The organism is Nonomuraea sp. 3N208, from assembly GCF_052245935.1.
Lineage (GTDB): Bacteria > Actinomycetota > Actinomycetes > Streptosporangiales > Streptosporangiaceae > Nonomuraea.
In genome coordinates, this window is sequence record NZ_JBQQBR010000013.1 from 157,162 (window position 1) to 178,492 (window position 21,331).

The 21,331-nt window shown below is 71.2% G+C and carries 17 protein-coding genes; 11 read left to right on the forward strand and 6 right to left on the reverse strand.

Annotated features, from left to right (window positions below; translation table 11 throughout):
• Positions 1–41 precede the first annotated feature (41 nt).
• The 3 genes from purN (at position 42) to ACTWPT_RS21385 (ending at position 2,505) form a co-directional block, all read left to right on the forward strand.
• Positions 42–671: a phosphoribosylglycinamide formyltransferase gene (gene purN, locus ACTWPT_RS21375; protein ID WP_443179178.1), complete on the forward strand. Its 630-nt coding sequence runs from the start codon at positions 42–44 to the stop codon at positions 669–671.
• The gene (gene purH / locus ACTWPT_RS21380; protein ID WP_443179179.1) at positions 668–2,206 is read left to right on the forward strand and encodes a bifunctional phosphoribosylaminoimidazolecarboxamide formyltransferase/IMP cyclohydrolase; all 1,539 of its coding nucleotides are present in this window, start codon (positions 668–670) and stop codon (positions 2,204–2,206) included. The genes purN and purH overlap by 4 nt, the downstream gene beginning before the upstream one ends.
• A 122-nt stretch (positions 2,207–2,328) precedes the next feature.
• On the forward strand, positions 2,329–2,505 hold the full coding sequence (locus tag ACTWPT_RS21385) for a hypothetical protein (protein WP_443179180.1): 177 nt from the start codon (positions 2,329–2,331) through the stop codon (positions 2,503–2,505).
• Between the two features lie 212 nt (positions 2,506–2,717).
• On the opposite strand, the gene ACTWPT_RS21390 is transcribed toward ACTWPT_RS21385, so the two are convergent.
• The 3 genes from ACTWPT_RS21390 to ACTWPT_RS21400 all read right to left on the reverse strand — a co-directional run bounded on the left by ACTWPT_RS21390 (position 2,718) and on the right by ACTWPT_RS21400 (position 8,966).
• Positions 2,718–3,674 carry an ROK family protein gene (locus ACTWPT_RS21390; protein ID WP_443179181.1) on the reverse strand — a complete coding sequence of 319 codons (957 nt, stop codon included), beginning with the start codon at positions 3,672–3,674 and terminating at the stop codon, positions 2,718–2,720.
• A gap of 223 nt (positions 3,675–3,897) precedes the next feature.
• A complete protein-coding gene (locus ACTWPT_RS21395; RefSeq protein ID WP_443179182.1) occupies positions 3,898–4,821 on the reverse strand; it encodes a DUF7158 domain-containing protein in 924 nt (307 codons plus the stop codon).
• Positions 4,818–8,966 carry a glycoside hydrolase family 38 N-terminal domain-containing protein gene (locus tag ACTWPT_RS21400; protein ID WP_443179183.1) on the reverse strand — a complete coding sequence of 1,383 codons (4,149 nt, stop codon included), beginning with the start codon at positions 8,964–8,966 and terminating at the stop codon, positions 4,818–4,820. The genes ACTWPT_RS21395 and ACTWPT_RS21400 overlap by 4 nt, the downstream gene beginning before the upstream one ends.
• A 209-nt stretch (positions 8,967–9,175) precedes the next feature.
• On the opposite strand from ACTWPT_RS21400, the gene ACTWPT_RS21405 reads away from it, so the two are divergent.
• Positions 9,176–10,021 (forward strand): bifunctional methylenetetrahydrofolate dehydrogenase/methenyltetrahydrofolate cyclohydrolase, encoded by an 846-nt coding sequence (locus ACTWPT_RS21405; RefSeq protein WP_443179184.1) that lies wholly within the window; start codon positions 9,176–9,178, stop codon positions 10,019–10,021.
• Positions 10,022–10,030: 9 nt separating this feature from the next.
• Here ACTWPT_RS21405 and ACTWPT_RS21410 read toward each other — a convergent pair whose 3' ends face one another.
• Positions 10,031–10,801: an IclR family transcriptional regulator gene (locus ACTWPT_RS21410; RefSeq protein WP_443179185.1), complete on the reverse strand. Its 771-nt coding sequence runs from the start codon at positions 10,799–10,801 to the stop codon at positions 10,031–10,033.
• Between the two features lie 102 nt (positions 10,802–10,903).
• Here ACTWPT_RS21410 and ACTWPT_RS21415 point away from each other — a divergent pair, with 102 nt between their 5' ends.
• Genes ACTWPT_RS21415 through ACTWPT_RS21440 form a run of 6 tightly spaced genes read left to right on the forward strand, consistent with a single transcriptional unit; the run spans position 10,904 to position 17,215 of the window.
• A complete protein-coding gene (locus ACTWPT_RS21415) occupies positions 10,904–11,848 on the forward strand; it encodes an ABC transporter substrate-binding protein (protein ID WP_443179186.1) in 945 nt (314 codons plus the stop codon).
• On the forward strand, positions 11,845–12,612 hold the full coding sequence (locus ACTWPT_RS21420; protein ID WP_443179187.1) for an ABC transporter permease: 768 nt from the start codon (positions 11,845–11,847) through the stop codon (positions 12,610–12,612). The genes ACTWPT_RS21415 and ACTWPT_RS21420 overlap by 4 nt, the downstream gene beginning before the upstream one ends.
• A complete protein-coding gene (locus tag ACTWPT_RS21425; RefSeq protein WP_443179188.1) occupies positions 12,609–13,394 on the forward strand; it encodes an ABC transporter permease in 786 nt (261 codons plus the stop codon). Before ACTWPT_RS21420 ends, ACTWPT_RS21425 begins: the two co-directional genes overlap by 4 nt.
• A complete protein-coding gene (locus tag ACTWPT_RS21430; protein WP_443179189.1) occupies positions 13,387–14,157 on the forward strand; it encodes an ABC transporter ATP-binding protein in 771 nt (256 codons plus the stop codon). The genes ACTWPT_RS21425 and ACTWPT_RS21430 overlap by 8 nt, the downstream gene beginning before the upstream one ends.
• Positions 14,154–15,746, forward strand: coding sequence for a thiamine pyrophosphate-dependent enzyme (locus ACTWPT_RS21435; protein WP_443179190.1), 1,593 nt, complete (start codon positions 14,154–14,156; stop codon positions 15,744–15,746). Before ACTWPT_RS21430 ends, ACTWPT_RS21435 begins: the two co-directional genes overlap by 4 nt.
• 11 nt (positions 15,747–15,757) lie before the next feature.
• Positions 15,758–17,215 (forward strand): benzaldehyde dehydrogenase, encoded by a 1,458-nt coding sequence (locus tag ACTWPT_RS21440; RefSeq protein ID WP_443179191.1) that lies wholly within the window; start codon positions 15,758–15,760, stop codon positions 17,213–17,215.
• A 44-nt stretch (positions 17,216–17,259) separates the two neighbouring features.
• On the opposite strand, the gene ACTWPT_RS21445 is transcribed toward ACTWPT_RS21440, so the two are convergent.
• Positions 17,260–18,123, reverse strand: a complete 864-nt coding sequence (locus ACTWPT_RS21445) for a MurR/RpiR family transcriptional regulator (protein ID WP_443179192.1) — start codon at positions 18,121–18,123, stop codon at positions 17,260–17,262.
• On the reverse strand, positions 18,120–19,550 hold the full coding sequence (locus ACTWPT_RS21450) for a glycoside hydrolase family 3 protein (RefSeq protein ID WP_443179193.1): 1,431 nt from the start codon (positions 19,548–19,550) through the stop codon (positions 18,120–18,122). The genes ACTWPT_RS21445 and ACTWPT_RS21450 overlap by 4 nt, the downstream gene beginning before the upstream one ends.
• Positions 19,551–19,637: 87 nt before the next feature.
• Here ACTWPT_RS21450 and ACTWPT_RS21455 point away from each other — a divergent pair, with 87 nt between their 5' ends.
• Positions 19,638–21,170: a glycoside hydrolase family 10 protein gene (locus tag ACTWPT_RS21455; RefSeq protein WP_443179194.1), complete on the forward strand. Its 1,533-nt coding sequence runs from the start codon at positions 19,638–19,640 to the stop codon at positions 21,168–21,170.
• The last annotated feature ends 161 nt before the right edge of the window (positions 21,171–21,331 follow it).

The following is a 21,331-nucleotide window of genomic DNA, read 5'->3' on the forward strand; positions in this document are numbered from 1 at the left end:
TACCCTGGCAGCCCCACCCTGTTTTCTCTTGGAGAGTGTGCGTGTCTAAGGCTGGGCGGCTCGTCGTCCTCGTCTCCGGCTCTGGAACCAACCTACAGGCCCTGCTGGACGCTTCTGCCGACCCGTCGTACGGGGCTCGTGTGGTGGCGGTAGGCGCCGACAGGGATGGGATCGAGGGGCTGGTCCGGGCTACCAAGGCAGGCGTCCCGACTTTTGTCGAAAAATTGGGCGATTATCCGACAAGAGCGGATTGGGACCGTGCGATCGCGGCCAAGATCGCATCGTACGAGCCCGACCTGGTCGTGTCGGCAGGCTTCATGAAGATATTGGGTACGCCGACGCTCCAGGCCGTCCCCGTGCTCAATACCCACCCGGCACTGCTGCCGTCGTTCCCCGGCGCGCACGGCGTGCGCGACGCGCTGGCCCACGGGGTCAAGGTCACCGGCTGCACGGTGATGCTGGCCGACGAGGGAATCGACACTGGGCCCATCGTCGCCCAGGAGGCGGTGCCCGTGCTTCCGGACGACGACGAGGCGGTCCTGCACGAGCGCATCAAGACCGTCGAGCGCCGTCTGCTCGTCGAGATCGTCGGCCGGATGGCCCGCGAGGGCTGGACGGTCAGCGGACGCCATGTCCGCATCGGCAACCAATCAGGAGGGGAAACCACGTGACTCGCATCGCCATCCAGCGTGCGCTGATCGCTGTTTACGACAAGTCCGGGCTCGAGGAGCTGGCCAGGGCCCTCGACGGCGCTGGGGTGGAGATCGTCTCGACCGGTGGCACGGCTGCCGCGATCTCGTCGTACGGGATCCCGGTGACGAAGGTCGAGCAGCTGACCGGGTTCCCCGAGTGCCTCGACGGGCGGGTCAAGACGCTGCACCCGCGGGTGCACGCCGGGCTGCTGGCCGACGTCACCAAGCCGCACCACGTGGCCCAGCTGGAGGAGCTGGAGATCGACCCGTTCCAGCTGGTGGTGGTCAACCTCTACCCGTTCCAGCAGACGGTGGCCTCCGGCGCGTCCGACGAGGAGTGCGTCGAGCAGATCGACATCGGCGGGCCCGCCATGATCCGCGGCGCCGCCAAGAACCACAACACCTGCGCCGTCGTGGTCGACCCCGGCTACTACGGCGACGTGCTCACGGCCCTGGCCGAGAGCGGCTTCACGCTGACCGAGCGGCGGCGGCTCGCGGGCATCGCGTACGCTCACACGGCCTCGTACGACGTGGCCGTGGCGAACTGGTTCGCCGGCACGTACGGGGAGGACGAGTTCCCGGCCTTCACGGGGGCCGCGTACGAGCGCAAGGCGACCCTCCGCTACGGCGAGAACCCGCACCAGCGTGCCGCGCTCTACACCGCCGGCACCGGCGGGCTGGCCAACGCCGAGCAGCTGCACGGCAAGGAGATGTCCTACAACAACTACCTCGACGCCGACGCCGCGTGGCGGGCCGCCTGGGACTTCTCCGACCCCTGCGTGGCCATCATCAAGCACCAGAACCCGTGCGGCATCGCGGTCGGCTCCGACGTGGCCGACGCGCACCGCAAGGCGCATGCCTGCGACCCCGTGTCGGCATTCGGCGGAGTGATCGCCGTCAACCGGCCGGTCACGGTGGAGCTGGCCAGGCAGATCGCTGACGTGTTCACCGAGGTCGTCATCGCGCCTGACTTCGATGCGGAGGCGCTGGAGGTGCTGCGCGAGAAGAAGAACCTGCGGCTGCTGGTGTGCGCGGAGGGGCCGGCGCAGCCGACGGAGTTCCGCAAGATCGACGGCGGGCTGCTGGTGCAGAGCGTCGACCGGGTGGACGCACCCGGCGACGCGGCGTCGCAGTGGGAGCTCAAGACCGGCGAGCCCGCTTCGCCCGAGGTGCTGGCCGACCTGGAGTTCGCCTGGCGCGCCTGCCGCTCGGTGAAGTCCAACGCCATCCTGCTGGCCAGCGACGGCGCCACGGTGGGCGTGGGCATGGGGCAGGTCAACCGGGTGGACTCCTGCCGCCTGGCGGTCACCAGGGCGGGAGAGCGCGCGCCCGGCTCGGTCGCGGCCTCGGACGCCTTCTTCCCGTTCCCTGACGGTCTGGAGGTGCTGGCGGAGGCGGGCGTGAAGGCGATCGTCGAGCCTGGCGGCTCCATCCGGGACGACCTGGTCGTGGAGGCCGCGGAGAAGGCGGGCATCACCCTCTACTTCACCGGCACCCGCCACTTCTTCCACTGATCGTCCACTAAAGGGCGACATGATCGCTAATGTCGCCCTTTAGTGCGTTTTGGGGCGAGCACTGGCCATGTCCGGTTAGCCTAAGTGCCTCCCTGCTTTGCCCCATTCACACGGAGTTCCCCTTGCTCGATGCGATCCTGCAGGCCTTCGTCACCATGAACGGCTTCGCCACCAACCCCGTCGTTCTCCTGGTGCTCGCCTTCGCCGGCGCCTACCTCGGCAGCCGAGTCGTCGAGATCATCCCGTTCACCCGCCGGATCATCGAGCGCAGAGAAGCCCAGGCCGCCGAACGCGACTGACCCTCCGGGCCGTCGAAGAAGCCTCCGCCCAGAACGCGGGCACCTTGCCGACGGGCTCGACTTCGTCCCCGGCACCATCAGCGGCGTGGGAGCTCGGCGGCGAAACCCGAACCCCGGCTGGGGAGACCCGGTTGGGCGGTGTCGCAATCCCGCGCGGGCGTAGGTTGGATGCCCGGCCGGGGTGGTCTTGTGGATGGCCGGCCGGGCTGGATTCAGCTCGTTCGTTCGGTGGCGTGCCAGGCCAACTTGGCTGCTCCGGCCAGGGACGCGCGCACGCCGAGTGTGCTCTGCTTGACCTGGACCGCTCGCACGAAGGCCAATCCCGCCACGTCGTCGAGCGCGCGCTCCAAAGGCTCGAAGAGGATCTTGCCCGCGGCCGACACGCCGCCTCCGACGACCACGGTGGTGACCTCGACCGCGGCAGCCGTGGACGCGATCATGCCGGCCAGTGCCCTGGCCCCGCGTTCGAAGGCGGCGAGCGCGACGGGGTCACCCGCCGCCGCGTCCCGTGCGAGTGCCCGGGCATCCGCCTTCTGCTCCTCCCCGCCAGTGCGTGGAACGGTCGTGTCGGTGGGCTGGGCCGCGGCTGGTGACCAGCCGTTTTCCAGGGCCCAGCGGGCGAGGTTGGGGCCGCTGGAGTAGCGCTCCACGCATCCCCGGCCGCCGCATTCGCAGCGTTCGCCGTACGGGTCGATGCTCATGTGGCCCACATGTCCGGCGTTTCCGGTGGGGCCCAGCAACGGAGCGCCGTCGATCACCAGGCCGCCGCCGATGCCCGTGGATACGACGATCCCGAGCAGCGATGTGCTGCCGCGCCCCGCGCCCAGCCAGTGCTCGCCCAGCGCGAAGCACTGCGCGTCGCCCGCCAGCACTGTGGGCAGCCCCGTCAGCTTCTGAACCTCTTCGCACAGCGGGAACCCGCGCCAGCTAGGCATATTGACCGGGCTCACGCTGCCAGTGGCCAGGTCGAGAGGCCCGGCGCAGCCGATGCCGACGGCCGTCGCCGGCGAGCCGCCCTCGGTCACCTCCGCCACGAGGGCCGCCAGGGCCGACATGACGTCCATACGCGGCGTGGGGCGGGTAGCGGAGCGCAACATGGACCCTTCCTCATCCACCAGCGCGGCGGCGAGCTTGGTCCCTCCGATGTCAATGGCAAGAACGCAGGTCATCAGATCAGAATCGGCGCCATGGAAGCTCCCGCCTTCAGGCGGGAGAGGAAACGGCATACGGTCGGCATGATTCCTCCTTGAGGGTGTAGGGGTATCCGTCCGCTCGTTGCAGCAGGCGGACATGGCAGTGGCTGATGCCTTGAACGGTGCCCTGCGCCGTGGTGATGGTGAACTTCCCGCTGGAGCGGACTGCCACGCGGCGTTTACGCAGGGAATCCGGCTATCAATGTTTGTGGTGATTGTCGGGCTGGCGGGGGTCGCCAGGGTGTTCCAGTCCGGGCACTAGCTTGACCTTCTCGGCACGCAACTCGTCGAGCCGGCGCGCGAAGGCCCTCCGCCGCGCGGCCGCCAGCAGACGACCCGCCGGTAGGGCGGCGGCGCTGTCGTGGCCTGGGGAGTCGGCGGATCGAGGAGATCGGGAGGGTCCTTGCTCTGGCGACGGGGCGGCTCCTTGTCCGGGTGAGGAGGCAGCAGGGCGATCTGTGCCGGGTGAGGGGGCGGCAGGGCGATCTGGGCTCGGAGCTGGGCCCGGTGAGGCGGGGACGGCTATGGCCAGGTGCCAGCCCAGGGCGTCCCTGACCGGTCCGGCGAGCGTGCCGCACGGCCGGTGCTTGATCGCCTCGGCGATCGAGGCCGGCAGCGAGTCGAGCTCCACGACGCCGAGGAGTTGGAGGTCGTCGGGTCCGGCCTGCTCAGCGCTTCTGCGGTCGGCAAACAGGCGGTGTCGGACGACGTGTCTGGGAGAGCGTTCGGGAGAGGCGTGGGTGCGCCACTCCGATGGAACCTCCGTCGCAGCGGTGACGTGCTCGAACATGGCGCGCACCCACGGGCTGCCGTTGTAGGCGGCGGCGTTGATCGAGCCCAGCTCGACGGCCGCCACCCGATCGAGCGGTGCGCCTTCCACGGGAGCCAGGCCCAATGCTCTGGCGGCGCTCTCGCAGAGGGCTTCTGTGAGGATGACCTGGGTCAGCCATCGGGCCAGCTGGCGGTCTTCGGAGCTGCCGGGAACGGGCAGCGCCGCGCTGAGCGGGCCGTCGCGTAGGTCGGCGAGGCGCCGGTCAAGGTGCTCACGTGGGACCGGACGATCGTCGATCCAGCCGATGAAGGGTCCACGCGCGGTGGTGGGCGACCCCAGGGGGACGGTCATCGGGTCACCTCCAGGCGAATCGCCGGGGTGTACTGGCAGCGGCCGTACCACATCACCTTGGCGAGCGCCCACGCGTGGCCGACCGGCGCGTCCTCAGGCACCTCCACCGGGAACGACACCTCCGCTGTTTCGCCTGCCGCCACGGTGAAGCCCTGGATGACCTGGGGGAGCAGGGTCCAGGTGCCCCAAGGGGAGGCCAGCTGGGACTCGCCGCGGATCTCGCAGGCCGTGGTGTTGGTAAGCCGCAGGACCAGGGCGGTGCGGTCGCCGGGACGCAGGGAGAGGGCGTCCGTGGCAGGGGTGATCGAAAGGCCGGTGGGGCGGGCCTCGGGCGCCGAGGTGCCCTTGACGGCGGTGCCCGAGGCCGGCGGTGGGCCGGCGACGGGGAGTTCGGGGACGTCGTCGCCCACGGCCACAGTGGCGACGTCCTCGATGAGCTGGTCGCCGGCGACGGTGCGGGCGGAGATGAAGTACAGGCCCTTGTCGGGTTGGGAAGGCGTCACGGTGACCGGGAAGCGTACGTGGCCGCCGGGGGACAGGCGGAAGGGGCGTTGGGCGGGGGTGGCGCTCCAGCCGAGCGGGACCCGTAGATCCACCACGCCCTCGTGGGACTCCTCGGTCAGGTGGGAGGAGACCACTACCTCCAGTTCGAAAGGGCCCTCTGGTGAGGTGACGAGGCCGGGCCCGACGGCGATGGAGATCGGGAGGTAGCCGAGCGGCGCCGGGCCCTTGTTGTGCAGCCAGTAGCGGCTGTAGACCGGCTGGGCCTGCTCGGTCGTAGGGCCGAATTCCGGCCGGGCCGGTGGGTGCGGGGCGGGGGCCAGGTAGGTCGCGACCTCGAAGCCGGTCAGGGTGAGGTCGGAGGCCGGTGTGCCCGGACGTTCCAGCAGGTCTGAGTGGGTGAGGTCGGTCAGCGGGAGGATCGGGGAGTCGATCTCGACCTGGGCGCCCAGGCCGGTGGATTCGATCAAGCGGATCGTCACGCCATGGTCGCGTTCGGCGGTGCGGCCGTGGGCGTGCGGGTTGCCGGTCGCCTTGATGGTGCTCACGAGCACGTCGCGGGGTGGCGAGAGCGTGAGCAACGAGTGGGTCGACGGGAGGTCGCCGTCCTGGGCGTTCAGCGTGCGGGGCAGGAGCGGGGTGATGTGCTCCTGGCCTGCGGCGGGGAGGCGCAGCGCGCGCCAGTCGCCTTCGCCGGCGACCAGTGCGTACGAGAACTCGTGGGTCCAGTGCTGGAGCTGGAAGCCCGAGCCGTCCGGGGTCGTGCGGTGGGGCGGATCCAGCCAGACGCCCGAGGGCCAGCCCGTGCAGGAACGCATCAGCGACAGATGCAGAGCCCCGTCCGGGTCGACGGCGAAGCCGGGCTGACCGCAGGTCAGCAGCGCGACTGTACGGAACTCAAGGCGCTCCGCCCCCAGCGGGCACACGGCCTCGATCGTGGCGTCGGCCAGGTCGGCCACCAGGTCCGCGATGGGACCGGCGACGATCAGGGCAGGCAGGGCCCGGAGGTCACGCAGGTCGGCGCTCGGCTGCCAGACCTCCGGCAGCGGGCGCTCGGCGGGGACCCACACGCGGGGCGCGCCCGACTTCAGGGCGTCCAGGTAGGCCGGGTCGGCCTGGGCGAGCAGGTGGGCGGCCACGGGGTTGGTGTCGGGGCCGCCCACGACGATGCGTACGTCGGGGAGGTTCGAGTCGACGTCCAGCCAGCCGTATCTGGTGCCCGAGGCCGATGACGTGGTGGCGGTCACGCCGGCGCGGGCCAGCGCCACCACGAGGTCGCGGGCCTCAGGGGCGTCGGCGAGCGCGGGCACCACGACCTCGGCCACGCCCAGCGCCCGCGCGCCCGCCTCGCCGAGATCGACCTTGGCGGTGGCGGACAGGCCGAACCACGTGTTGGCCGGGTTGTCGAGCGTCCACGGATGCTCGGCCGTGTCCACGTCGGGGAGCGCGAAGCCGCGGCCGACCACGGCGCCCGACACGTCCGACACCGGCAACGCGCCTTCGACGCGGGCGGGGAAACGGACGCGGAGCAGGCGGTCGGCGCCCGTGTGGTCCAGCACGCGAGTGGTGAAGTCGATGCGGTCGGAGCCGGTGAGCAGGGTGACGGTCTGCTCGTACGAGATCTCCCCCACCTGGCCCGTGACGATCAGGCGCCTACCGATCGCGCTCGTCTCCGTGCGGGCGCTCAGTGCCCGGGTGCCGGCCGAGCCCACGGCGTGGCCGGTCGGGATGAGGTGCCAGGGGCCCTCGCCCATGTCCGGGTGCTGGGGGTATTCGTGGTAGAGGCGTAGCTCGTTGCCGAGCCCGGACAGCAGCTCCTGGCCCGAGGCCCGATCGATGATCGAGGTCAGGCCACCGCCTTGGGAGGGGTCGGCGGTGACGCGCCAGCGGTCGTTGTCGATGGTGATGGCGCCCTCGCCGTCCGCCGGTGAAGGCTGCCAGGTGGCAGGGGAGCCAGGAACCATCGGGTACGTGCGCCAGCCCAGCGAGGGAACGTTTTGGGCTAGGAAGCTCACTGTGCCGTCCTCCACCACGGCCGGCACGCCGGCCAGGGTGTGACCGTCAGGCAGGCGCACCCGTGCCAGCCCGTCGCGGGCGAACGGCAGCGTGTTGGTGACCACGACGCTCGGTGCGTCCACGGCGATCTGACCGGTCAGGGCGTCCAGTGCGGTGTCCCTGGCGGCCGTGGCCAGGTCGTAGGCCTCCCGCCAGCCGGTCAGCAGGTCGATGTAGACCTGGTCGGACTCCGAGCCGGTGATCGCGTCGTGGTGCGCGCCGTACGCCAGCTGCCGCCACACCTTGTCCAGCGCCGTGTGCGGGTAGCGGCCGAGGCCGAGCGCCTGCGCGAACGCCGACAGCCGCTCGGCGTCGAGCGCGGCCACCTCGGCGGCGCGCTGGGCCTGCTTGGTGTCGATGTAGGAGACGTCCTTGCCGGTGTAGATGGGGTTCATGTCGCGGGTTTGGGGACTGAAGTGCGACATGTCGGCGCGAACGGCGTCCAGGAAGTCCCGTGGGGTGGCGCACACGAACCTCGGCCACACGTAGCGGGCGGCCCACGTCCGGTGGACGTCGGTGACCCACTTGTTGGGCGGCGTGTAGTCGGTGCCCACGGGGAGCAGGACGTTTTTCGTCGCGGCCACGGGCTTGAGCGACCGGTAGAGGTCGTAGACCGCCTGGCAGGCGTCCTCCAGCGTGGGCGCGGAGTCCATCCACCAGCCCGCCGAGTAGTGCGCGGGCATGTAGTGGGTGAGCACGCCCTGGCCGGACGGCGAGATCCACTCGAATTCGCTGGGGAACTGCATCATGGCCGCGTCGTTCTTGGCCTCCTTGAAGTTCTTGTGGATCGGCCCCCACTGGTGGAACGGCCCGCGCGCCCACGCGCTGCCGGTCAGCCCCGCCGCCGCCAGATAGCCGGGGAACTGCGGGTCGTGCCCGAACACGTCCAGCTGCCACGCCGTACGCGGATCGCCGCCCAGGATGTCGCGCTGGTAGCCGATCCCGTAGACGAGGTTGCGGATCGTCGTCTCGGCGCCGGTCAGGTTGGTGTTGGGCTCGTTGTACGTGCCGCCGATCAGCTCGGCCCGCCCCTCGGCCATGAGGGCGCGCAGCTCGGCCCGTCGCTCGGGGTGGGTGTCGAAGAACGGCTTGAGGTAGTCGACCTCGGCCAGCACGAAACGATAGTCAGGGTCGCGCAGCGCCAGCTCGATGTGCGCCTCGACCAGCGCGAACGCGTTGCGCTCCCAGAGGGGTCTGGTGGTGGCGTCGGCGGAGAGCAGCTCCCACGGGCTGGTGTAGGCCGCCTGGGTGTTCCACCACACGGGGTCGTAGTGGAAGTGGGACACCATGTGCATCGTCCAACCCGGCTCCTCGGCCGTGACGGTGATCTCCAGGGACTCCTCGCCCAGGGTCAGCACGCACGGGAGGGCGGCGCCGGGCGGCGCCGTGAGGGTCAGGGGAATCTCCAGGACGCCGGAGGCGGTGGCGGGCACGGTCACCGGCTCGGCCAGACGCACGCCTTCGCCGCGCAGCTCCAGGGGCGCGTCGTGCTCTCCCTGGGCGACGGTGACGCGTAGCACCTGGCGTGGCTCGCCTAGGGAGCCTACGAACAGGTCGGTCGACTCGGCGGACAGCAGGCGGACAGGCAAGGGGAGACCTCCGTGAGGAGCAGCATGATGCCGGCGCCCGTAACACTAAGGCCTTCGGAGATCAATGACAACGATGTCAAAGATCGCCTGTGGATAACTTGGGGCCGACTGCCTGGGTTCTGTGGATAACTTGCGAGCCGCGCTCGCGTACCGCACCCCGGCCGCCCGTCGAGTGCGAGGAGCCGGTGGCGGCATGGAAGGATGACCGCATGAGCGCAGTGAAACTCGATGGCAAGGCGACCGCCGCCAAGATCAAGGCAGACCTCACGACCCGAGTGGCCGCGCTCAAACACCGCGGCATCACCCCCGGCCTGGGCACCGTGCTCGTGGGCGAAGACCCGGGCAGCCAGATCTACGTGGCAGGCAAGCACCGTGACTGCGCCGAGGTGGGCATCGCCTCCATCCGCGTCGACCTCCCGGCCACCGCCACGCAGGCCGAGGTCGAGGCGGCCATCGACGAGCTCAACGCGTCCCCGGAGTGCACCGGCTACATCGTCCAGCTCCCCCTGCCCAAGCACCTCGACACGATGGCCCTGCTGGAGCGCATGGACCCGGCCAAGGACGCCGACGGCCTCCACCCGGTCAACCTCGGCCGCCTCGTCCACATGGTCGACGCGCCGCTCCCCTGCACCCCGCACGGCATCGTGCTGCTCCTGCAGGAATACGGCGTGCCGATCAAGGGCGCGGAGGTGGCCGTGGTCGGCCGCGGCATCACCGTGGGCCGCTCGCTCGGTCTCCTGCTGACCCGCCGCAGCGAGAACGCGACCGTGACCCTCTGCCACACCGGCACCCAGGACCTGGCCGGCCACGTGCGCCGGGCGGACATCGTGGTGGCGGCCGCAGGCGTGCCCGGGCTGATCACCCGCGACATGGTCAAGCCCGGCGCGGCCGTACTCGACGTGGGGGTCTCCCGGGTGAACGGGAAGATCGCCGGTGACGTGGCGCTGGACGTGGCGGACGTCGCGGGATTCCTCACCCCCAACCCGGGCGGCGTCGGCCCCATGACCCGCGCCCTCCTACTCGCCAACGTGGTAGCGGCCGCCGAACATCTCTAGGACTCCGCCTCAGGCGCGGGCGACCGCCAACGAGGCCAGGTCGGCCTCGATCTTGCTTGCCGTGGCCAGAAGTGGCGGGAGGAGGTCGCGCCTGGCCTGCTGCAAGGTCGTACGGCTGGCGTGCGTCGAGACGTTCACCGCGGCCACCGCGCGACCCGAACGGTCCCTGATCGGGGCGGCGATGGAGCGCAGCCCCTCCTCCAGCTCCTGGTCCACCATCGCCCACCCGCGGCCGCGTACCCGGTCCAGCTCGGCCCGCAGCGCCGCGGGCAGCACGATCGTGTGTGACGTGAGCCGGCGCAGCGAGGCACGTTCCAGATAGGCGTCCAGCTCGTCCGGCGGGAGGGCCGCGAGCAGCACCCGCCCCATCGACGTGCAGTAGGCCGGGAAGCGGGTGCCGATGTTGATGGTCACCCGCATGATCCGGGCCGTGGCCACCCTGGCCACGTACACCACGTCCGCACCGTCCAGCACCGCCACCGAGGCCGACTCGTGCACCTCTGCGGCCAGCCGTTCCAGGTGCGGGTCGGCCACTTCGGGCAGCGACAGGCTGGACAGGTACGCGTACCCGAGCTCCAGCACCCGCGGCGTGAGCGAGAACAGCCGCCCGTCGCTGCGCACGTACCCCAGGTCGGCGAGCGTGAGGAGGAACCGCCTGGCAGCCGCCCGGCTGAGCCCGGTCGCGCGGGCCACCTGGCTGAGCGTGAGCTCGGGCTCGGCGGCGCTGAACGCCCGGATCACCGCGAGCCCGCGGGCCAGCGACTGCACATGATCGACCATCGTGATCCCCTTGACAGGAGACGGCAGAGGCGTAGCTTCCGCGATACGGGGCTTGTTCGGTCAGAGAATACATGTGCGCATCGCGAACAAACAGGAGCCACCGTGCGTCGTGCTCTCATCGTCCTCGCCGCCTTACTCGTGGCCGCCTGCGGGGGCACCCAGCCCGCGGCGCCCGGTCAGCAGTCGTCAGGCGGGATGAACAAGGTCAACGCCGGCGTGATCGCCATCGTCGACACCGCCCCGATCCACCTCGGCAAGGCCAAGGGGTTCTTCACCGAGCAGCAGATCGACCTCACGATCACCTCCGTCCCCGGCGGCGCGGCCAGCATCTCGGGCGCGGTGAGCGGGCAGTTCCAATTCGCGTTCGCGAACACGACCTCGCTGCTGACCGCCAAGCAGCAGGGCCTCGACGTCAAGGTGGTCGCCAACGGCGTCTCCTCGACCGGCGAGCAGGGCAAGGACTTCAGCGCCGTGCTGGTCAAACCGGACAGCCCCATCAAGACCGCCAAGGATCTGGCAGGCAAGAAGATCTCGGTCAACCAGCTCAAGAACATCGGCGACACGACCGTACGCGCCTCCGTACGCAACGCCGGCGGTGACCCCACCGGGATCGAGTTCGTGGAGCTGGCCTTCCCTGACGCGCCCGCCGCGCTGCAGAGCGGTCAGGTGGACGCGATCTGGGTGGTCGAGCCGTTCGTCAGCCAGGCGATCAGCCAGGGAGCACGCCCCGTGGCGTGGAACTTCGCCGACGCCGCCCCCAACCTCACCGTGGCCATGTACTTCACCACGGGCCGGACCGACGCCGACCTGACCAGACGGTTCACGGCGGCGATGCGCAAGTCGCTGGAGTACGCCGACTCGCACCCCGATGAGGTCAGAGAGGTGCTGAAGACGTACACGAAGATCGCGCCCGAGGTGATCGCGAAGATCAACCTGCCGAAGTGGCCGGTCGAGGTGAACAAGGCCTCCGTGCAGACCGTGGCCGACCTTGCCGTGGCGGACGGGGTGCTCAAGGAGAAGATCGACGTGTCGGCGCTGGTGCCGTGACCAGGCTCCTCTACGGCCTGGCCGGGCTGGGTGGCCTCCTGGCGCTGCTGGAGGCCGTGCCCCGGCTCGGCCTGGTCGACGAGCGTTTCCTGCCGCCCGCGTCGCTGATCCTGAGCACGCTGGCCGCGCAGCTGGCCGCGCCGCAGTTGTGGATCGCGCTGGGCGAGACCATGGGCGGCTGGGCGCTGGGCCTGGCGATGGCGTTCTGCGCGGCCGTCGTGGCCGGGGTGATCATCGGGATCGTGCCCGGCCTGCGCGCGCTGACCAACTCCACGATCGAGTTCCTGCGCCCGATCCCGTCGGTCGCGCTGGTGCCGCTGGCCACGCTGCTGTTCGGGCCGTCGCTCGGCTCGACGCTCATGCTCGTCGTGTACGCCGCGTTCTGGCAGGTGCTCATCCAGGTCCTGTACGGCGTCGCGGCCGTGGACGCGGTGGCCTACGACACCGCCAGGTCGTACGGGCTGTCGGCCTGGTCGCGGGTCAGGCACCTGGTGTGGCCGACCGCGCTGCCGTACGTCATGACCGGGCTCAGGCTGGCGGCGGCGGTGGCGTTCATCCTGGCGGTGACGGCGGAGCTGGTGATCGGCAGCCCCGGTCTGGGGGCCGAGATCCAGGTGGCGCAGAGCAGCGGGGCGGTGCCCACGGTGTACGCGCTGATCGTGCTCGCCGGGGTGATCGGCATCGGCGTGAACACCGCCGTGCGGCTGCTGGAGCGCAGGGTGCTGGCCTGGCATCCGGCCGTGCGATCGGAGGTCGCCGCGTGAAGGCCCGCCAGGTGACGGTCTGGGGTCGCGGTGCGCGCGCGGTCAGGTTGCTGGCTCTGCCCGTGGCGTTGGTGCTGGTCTGGTGGGCGGTCAGCGGGAGCTCGTTCTACCTGCCGAGCCCTGTCCAGGTCGGGCAGGCGTTCGCCGAGACCTGGTTCTCCGAGCGGCTCGTCGAGGACGTGGTGCCGAGCGTGGGGCGGCTGCTGGCAGGCTACGCGGTGGCCGGCCTGCTCGGCGTCGGCCTGGGCGTGCCGATCGGGTTGTCGCGGCGGCTGCGCGCCACGCTGGAGCCGGTGCTGGAGTTCTTCCGCGCCGTCCCGCCGCCCGTGCTGGTGCCGCTGATCATGCTGCTCGCCGGCATCGACACGCCGATGAAGGTGCTGGTCATCGTGTCCGGCTGCGTGTGGCCGATCCTGCTGAACACCGTGGAGGGGGTGCGGGCGCTGGACGAGGTCCTCGCCGACACCTGCCGCATGTACGGCGTGCGCGGCGCCTCCAGGCTGCGGCGTTTCGTGCTGCGCGGCGCGAGCCCGCAGATCATGACCGGGCTGCGGCAGGCTCTGTCCGTCGGGATCATCCTCATGGTCATCAGCGAGATGTTCGCCAGCTCCAGCGGGCTGGGGTTCACGATCGTGCTGTTCCAGCGGCAGTTCCAGATCGCCGAGATGTGGAGCGGCATCCTGCTGCTCGGCCTGCTGGGCCTGGGGTTGTCCATCCTCTTCCGCCGCGTCGAGCGGTGGGTGTTGTCCTGGTACTACGGCAGTGGAGCCGCCCGTGCTTGAGATCTCCGCGCTGAACAAGGTCTACGAGAGCCCCGGCCGCCGGGTCGAGGCGATCCGCTCTGTCACGTTGAGCGTCGAGGCGGGCGAGCTGGTGTGCGTGGTGGGGCCGTCGGGCTGCGGCAAGACCACGTTGCTGCGGTGCGTGGCCGGGCTGCTGCCGGTCAGCGGCGGCGCGGTGCGGGTGGCCGGCGTGCCCGTCACTGGGCCGCCGCCGCGGATGGCCGTGGTGTTCCAGGAGTACGGCCGGAGCCTGTTCCCCTGGATGACCGTGCGGCAGAACGTCGAGCTGCCGCTGAAGGAGAAACGCCTGCCTGCCGCGCGGCGGAGGGAGCTGGTGGCCGGCTCCCTGCGGGCGGTGGGGCTCAGTGACGCCGCGGACGCCCATCCTTGGCAGCTGTCCGGCGGCATGCAGCAGCGGGTGGCCATCGCGCGCGCGGTGGCGTACGAACCGCAGGTGCTGCTGATGGACGAGCCGTTCGCGGCCGTGGACGCGCAGACCAGGGCCGACCTGGAGGACCTGATCCTGCGGCTGTGGCGGGACCTCGGCGTGACCACGCTGTTCGTCACCCACGACATCGACGAGGCCGTCTACCTGGGACAGCGGGTGATCGTCCTGTCCTCCTCGCCCACCACGGTCATGGAGGACCTGAAGATCGACCTGCCGCCCGAACGTGACCAGCTGACCACCCGGTCCCAGCCGCGCTTCGGCGAGCTGCGCGGGCACGTCTACCGGCAGATCCAGCGAGCCAGGGGGACACGATGACGACAGTGCGGGACGCCACGTTCGACGTGCTCAGGCGGTACGGGCTGACCACGATCTTCGCCAATCCCGGCTCCACGGAGGTCACCCTGCTGACCGGGCTGCCGGACGACCTGCGCTTCGTGCTGGCGCTGCACGAAGGGTCCGTGGTGGGGATGGCCACCGGCTGGGCGATCGGGCGCGAGGCGCCGGCACTGGCCGTGCTGCACACGACGGCCGGGCTCGGCAACGCGGTCGGCGCCATCGCCACGGCCCGGGGCAACCGGGCGCCGTTGGTGATCCTGGTCGGGCAGCAGGACCGACGGCACCTGGCGCTGGAGCCGTTCCTGGCTGGGCGGCTGGACGGGCTGGCCGGGGATTATCCGGTGTGGGCCGATCAGCCGGTACGGGCTCAGGACGTGCCGGGGGCGGTGGCGCGGGCCTGCCACGAGGCGATCACCTTCCGCGGGCCCGCGCTGGTGGTGGTGCCGATGGACGACTGGGACGCCGCTTTCGACGGGGAGATCGCCGCGGCTGCCTCACAGGTCGTGCGGCCGGTCGCCGTGGCGGACGCCGAGCTCCCGCCGCTGGTGTCGCTGCTGGCGGGGGCCCGGGCGCCGGCGATCGTCGCGGGTGCGGGCGCCGACTGGGAGTCCTTGGTGGGGCTGGCCGAGCGGCTGGGGTGCCCGGTGTTCCAGGAGTCGTTCGGGGCGCGGGCCGGGTTCCCGCAGGACCATCCGCAGTACGCCGGTGTGCTGCCGGCCGACCGGGTGCGGCTGCGGGGCGTGCTGGCGGGCTACGACGTGGTGCTGGCGGTGGGGGCGCCGGTCTTCCGGCAGTACCCGTACGTGCCGGGGCCGCTGGTGGCGGCGGGGACGGCGGTCGCGGTGATCACGGACGATCCGGCTGAGGCACATCGCAGCCCGGCCGACCTGGCCTATTTGGCCGATCCGTCAGCCGTCTGCGCCCGCCTGACCACCCTGCTGCCCCCAGGCGACCAGGACGGTGGGGGCGTTGATTCGAGGCCGGCCGGCGTTCCGCCGGTGCCGGAAGGAGGGCGGCCGTTGCGGGCCGCGCATGTGCTGCGTGAGCTGGCCGTTCGGCTGCCCGCTGACACCGTGCTCATCGAGGAGACCCCGTCGTCCCGCCCCGACCTGCACCGGCTCGTTCCCGCCAGGAACCCGCTCGGTTTCCTGTCCGCGGCCATGGGTGGGCTCGGGTTCGCCGTGCCGGCCGCGGTCGGGCTGCGGATGGCGCTCCCGGACCGCCCCGTGGTCGCGGTCGTGGGCGACGGATCGGCGCTTTACGGCATGCACGCGCTCTGGAGCGCCGCGCACTACCGGGTGGGCGCGCTGTTCGTGGTGCTCGCCAACGGCCGCTACGCGATCATGGACCGGCTGGCCGACCAGCGGGGCGGCAAGGCGCCGTGGCCGCCGTTCACCGAGGTGGACATGGGTGCCCTGGCCCGGTCGCTCGGCTGCCCTGCGCGGCGCGTGGAGACGTACGAGGAGCTGACGGCGGCACTCGACGAAGTGATGCCGGGGCTCTCCGCCCGCGAGGAACCCCTCTTGCTCGACGTCACCGTAACGGTGGACCCCGACTTCCAACCTTGAGGAGGCTCATCATGACGTTCCTAGACCCCAAGATCTGGACCGGCCTGATCTTCGACGGCGGATGGACGGCCTCGCGCGCCGGAGACGCGCCGGTCGTCGAGCCGGCGACGGGCAACGAACTCGGCCGCGCGGGCACGTCAGGCGCCGACGACGTGGCCGCGGCCGCCCTGCGGGCCCGCCAGGAGCAGCGGGCGTGGGCGGCCACCCCGTACGAGGAGCGGGCGGCCGTGCTGCGCCGCGCCGGTCGGCTCTTCGAGGAGCACGCGCAGGAGATCCAAGACTGGATCGTCCGGGAGTCGGGCGGGGTGCCCGGCAAGGCCGGGTTCGAGACGCACGTGGCGGCGCAGGAGTGCTACGAGGCGGCGGCGCTGGCCTCGCAGCCGCTCGGCGAGGTGCTGCCGACCTCGCGCAAGCGGCTCAGCTTCGCTCGGCGGGTGCCCGTGGGCGTGGTCGGGGTGATCGCGCCGTTCAACTTCCCGCTGATCCTCGGCATCAGATCGGTGGCTCCGGCGCTCGCGCTCGGGAACGCGGTCGTCTTCAAGCCGGACCAGCGCACCGCCGTCTGCGGCGGGTTCTCGATCGCCCGCGTCTTCGAGGAGGCGGGGCTACCGAGCGGCCTGCTGCACGTGCTGCCCGGCGGCCCCGAGACCGGGCAGGCGCTGGTGACCGACCCGAACATCCCGGTGATCTCCTTCACCGGCTCCAGCGCGGCCGGGCGCAAGGTCGGGGAGGCCGGGGCGCGCCTGCTCAAACGGGTGCACCTGGAGCTGGGCGGCAACTCGGCGCTGGTCGTCTTCGACGACGCCGACCTCGAGCCCGCCGTGTCGGCCGCCTCGTGGGCGTCGTTCTTCCACCAGGGGCAGATCTGCATGACGGCGGGCCGGCACCTGGTGCACGAGTCTGTGGCGGAGGAGTACGTCGAGCGCCTCGCGGCCAAGGCCGACGCCCTGCCGGTCGGGGACCCGGCAACCGGGCAGGTCGCGCTCGGCCCGCTCATCGACGGCGGGCAGCGGGACCGAGTGCACCGGCTGGTCACCGAGAGCGTGTCGGCCGGGGCCAGGCTCGCCGCCGGCGGGACGTACGACCGGCTGTTCTACCGGCCCACCGTGCTGGCCGGGGTGCCGGCCCACGCGCCGGCGTACGCGGAGGAGGTGTTCGGGCCGGTGGCGCCGGTGACGACGTTCTCCTCGCTGGAGCAGGCGGCGGCGCTGGCCGCCGACTCGGAGTACGGCCTGTCGCTGGGCATCCTCACGCGCGACGTCATGAAGGGGCTGGCGCTGGCCGAACTGGTGCCGACGGGAATCGTGCACATCAACGACCAGACGGTGGACGACGAGGCCGTGGCGCCGTTCGGCGGGCGTGGGGCGTCGGGGACGGGGACGAGGTTCGGCGGCCCGGCCAATGCGGACGCCTTCACGGAGACCCAGTGGGTCACCGTGCAGGGGGACGTGGCGGCGTACCCGTTCTGATCCGCCGCCCACGGACGGCCGGCGCGGCCTGCGCGGGAGCGGGGTTACCGGTTCCGGTATCGGTCCGTGGCGTCCCGAGTAGCCCGGATGGCGGCGTCCGCCGTCTCGTACGTCCGCTGCGCCAGCCCCACGAAAATGCAGTCCACGATCAGCAACTGGCTGATCCGGCTGGCCAGCGCCCCAGGCCGGAACGCCGTCTCCCGCCCGGCCGACACCAGCGTGTGGTCGGACAGCTCGGCCAGCGACGATCGCGGATTGTTGGTGATCCCCACGACCAGCGCCCCGGCGTCGGCCGCCGTCCGGGCGGGGACGAGCACGTCGGGGGTCTCCCCGCTGCAGCTGATCGCCACCGCCACGTCCCCGGTCTTCAGTAAAGCCGCACTGGTCAACGCCAGGTGGGCATCGCTGAACGGATGGCTGGACAGCCCGATCCGCAGCAACTTCTGCGACATGTCGGCCGCGACCAGCCCGGACGCCGCCACGCCGTAGACGTCCACCCGCCGCGCCACGGAGATCGCCGACACCACCTCGCCCAGCTGATCGGAATCGAGCTGGGCGGCCGTGTCGGCCAGCGCCTCGGACTCGGCCCGCGCCACTTTGGCGATCACGTCCGTCAGCGGATCGTCCGGCGCGAGGTCCCCGGGCACCAGCCGCTCGGGCTGCTGGGCCACGGCCGCCGCCAGCGCGAAGCGCATCTGCGAGTACCCGGAGAACCCGAGCGCCCGCGCCGTCCGCACGATCGTGGCCTCGCTGGTCCCGGACACCACGCTGAACTCGGTGATCGTGCTCCGTACGACCAGCCCCGGGTCGTCCAGGATGATGCGGGCGATGCCCTTGGCCGCCGGCGTGAGTGACGGCAGCACGGCGCGTACGGCGGCGACGGGGTTCGCCGACTCGGTGGCGCTCATCGGGTCAGCCATTCCGCCGCCGCCTGCGCGGACACGCGTGAGATCCCGTGGGTGGCGATGTGGGCGGCGCCGATGGGTGGGCCGGGGATGCCGGTGTCCACCACGATCACGTCGGGCCGCGCCGCCACGGCCTTGGCCACCACGTCGCGTACCCAGGCGTGCCGGGCGGCGTCGTGCACGACCAGCACGACCGGCCGTTCGTCGAAGGGCGGCAGCTCGCCGTCGGGCTCCAGCCGCAGCATGGCGGTGTTCGGCAGCCGCCTGGTGAGCGCCGCCGTGATGCCGGTCGGCGTGGCCGGGTCCACGGCCTGGCTGTGGCGGGTGTTGACCTCGACGACCAGCGGGCCGCGCTCGAGTACGGCGGCTCCGGTCGTGGTCAGCGCGGCCCTGGCCGCCTCCAGGCCCACGCCGGGGTCGACGTCGGCGCGGGCCTGCTCGCGGAGCGGGGCCTGGGCGTCGTACCAGCTCGAGAGCGCCAGCACCCGCGCGGCCGCCTCGGCCAGCCGCTCCTCGGGCAGGACCCCGTCGCGCACGGCCGCCACGACCGCGTCGCGGATCTCGTGCAGGCTCTCCTCGGTGCCCAGCCCCACGCAGACGGCGTCGGCGCCGGCGGCCAGCGCCCGCACCGCGATCTCGCCGGGGGCGAACATGGCGGCCACCGCCCGCATCTCGATCGCGTCGGTGACGACCATCCCGTCGAATCCGAGCTCGCCCCTGAGGAGTTCGGTCAGCACGGTACGGCTCAGCGTCGCCGGCATCGCCGGATCGAGAGCCGGGGCGAGCACGTGGCCGGTCATGATGCTGCGTACCCCGGCGCCGATAGCGGCCTGGAACGGCGGAAGGTCACGGTCGGCGAGCACCTCGCGGGAGGCGTGCACGGTGGGCAGCGCCAGGTGGGAATCGGTGACGGTGTCGCCGTGACCGGGGAAGTGCTTGGCGCAGGCGGCCACGCCCGCGCGTTGCACCCCGTTGACGTAGGCGACCGTATGGCGGGCGACGAGGTCCGGAGCCGGCCCGAACGAGCGCACGCCGATCACGGGGTTGGCCGGGTTCGCGTTGACGTCGGCCGAGGGCGCGTAGTTCAGTGTGATGTCGAGCTCGGCGAGCATCCTGCCGATCTGGCGGCCGACCCGCTCGGTGAGATCCACGTCGTCGGCCACGCCCAGCGCCCTGTTGCCGGGAAAAGAGCTGCCGGACAGGACCTCGAGCCGGGTGACCGTGCCCCCTTCCTCGTCGATCGCGACGACGGCGGCCGGGTTCTCGGCCCGCAGCCGCCGTACGAGCTGGGCGTCGATGGCGTTGCGGGCGAACAGGACTACCCCGCCCAGACCCTCGCCCAGCGCACGGCGCAGCCAGTCGGGGACGGAGGTCCCCTCGAATCCCGGATGCAGCACCGTCAGCGCCAGTCTGCACAGGTCACGGCTCATCGGCATTTTCCTTCATCGATATTGATCTGAAGGTAATTTTCTGTCATCGTCGCCCTCTATATAACCATCTCCGAGAGGCCACCCCCCATGCCGAGCAGAAGGACTCTCTTAAAGGGTCTCGCCCTAGCCGCCGCCGCTTCCGCCGTTCCGCTGCCTGCCTTCGCCCAGGCCGACTACGTGCCGCCGCTGCGCCAGATGCGCGGCATGTGGATCGCCTCCGTCGTCAACATCAACTGGCCGTCGAAGCCGGGACTGACCGCCGACCAGCAGAAGGCCGAATACCTCGCCTGGCTCGACGTGGCCGTGCAACGCAAGCTCAACTCGGTGTTCGTGCAGATCAGGCCCACGGCGGACGCCTTCTGGCCGTCGCCGTACGAGCCGTGGTCCCAATACCTCACCGGCACGCAGGGCCAGGACCCCGGCTACGACCCGCTCGGGTTCGCCGTAGAGGAGACGCACAAGCGCGGCCTGGCCTTCCATGCCTGGTTCAACCCGTACCGCGTGTCGATGCAGGCCGACCCGGCCAAGCTGCACCCCGACCACCCCGGGCGCAAGCACCCCGACTGGATCCTGCCGTTCGGCGGCAAGCTCTACTACAACCCGGGCATGCCGGAAGTACGCAAGTTCTGCCAGGACGCGATGATGGACGCGGTCACCCGCTACGACATCGACGGCCTGCACTTCGACGACTACTTCTACCCGACCAACACCACGGCCTTCGACGACAGCGCCGCGTTCGCGAAGTACGGCGCCGGCTTCCCCGACCTGGCCTCCTGGCGGCGCAACAACGTGGACCTGATGGTGCAGGAGATGCAGCAGCGGGTCCTGGAGAGCAAGCCGGACATCGCCTGGGGCATCAGCCCGTCGGGCATCTGGCGCAACAAGGCCAGCGACCCGCTCGGCTCCGACACCAACGGCGGGCAGTCGTACGACAACCTGCACGCCGACACCCGCGGCTGGGTGAAGAAGGGCTGGCTGGACTACATCGCGCCGCAGCTCTACTGGTACATCGGACAGCCGCCGGCCGACTACTCCAAGCTCGTGCCGTGGTGGTCGGACGTGGCGAAGGGCACGAACACGCTGCTGTGGATCGGGCAGCCCGCGTACAAGGCCGGCGACCCCGCCCAGCCCGCGCCGGAGTGGAAGAATCCCGCCGAGTTGTCCAACCACCTGACGCTCAACAGGAACCACCCCGAGATCAGCGGCGACATCTGGTACAACGCCAACGACGTCAAGGTCGACAGGATCGGCTCCATCACGACGGCCGTCAACGAGCACTACCAGCGGCCCGCGCTCGCGCCGGTGCTGCCCAGGCTCGCGGACGGGGAGCCGCCGCGGCGGCCGGCGGTGGCGTACGCACTGCGCCGTGACGGCGGCGTCGAGGTGCGGGCGGTGGCCACCGGCAGGGAAGAGCCGTTCCTGTTCGCGATCTTCCGCTTCGCCGGGCACGCGTCGCCTGCCGCGTTCGCCGACGCCCGCAACCTGGTCGCCGTCTTGCCGGGGGACCGGCAGATCCGCTGGACCGACCCGGACGGCGCACGCGGCGACCACTACTACGCGGTCGCGGTGGACCGGGCCAACCGGACCAGCAAGCCCAGCAACGGATTCCGGGTCATCTGAAATCCGCCGGCAACGCGGTTGTCAGCATGCTTCGCCCGCACCTGTCGCCGGCCATTGCCCTGACCTGCCAAGAGCCCGGTGGGTCGCCGCGCACCGAAAGGCGCGCGGCGCCCGCCGCTCTCCTGAGCCCATTCCGATGAGCGTGGTGTTGTCCAGGTTCC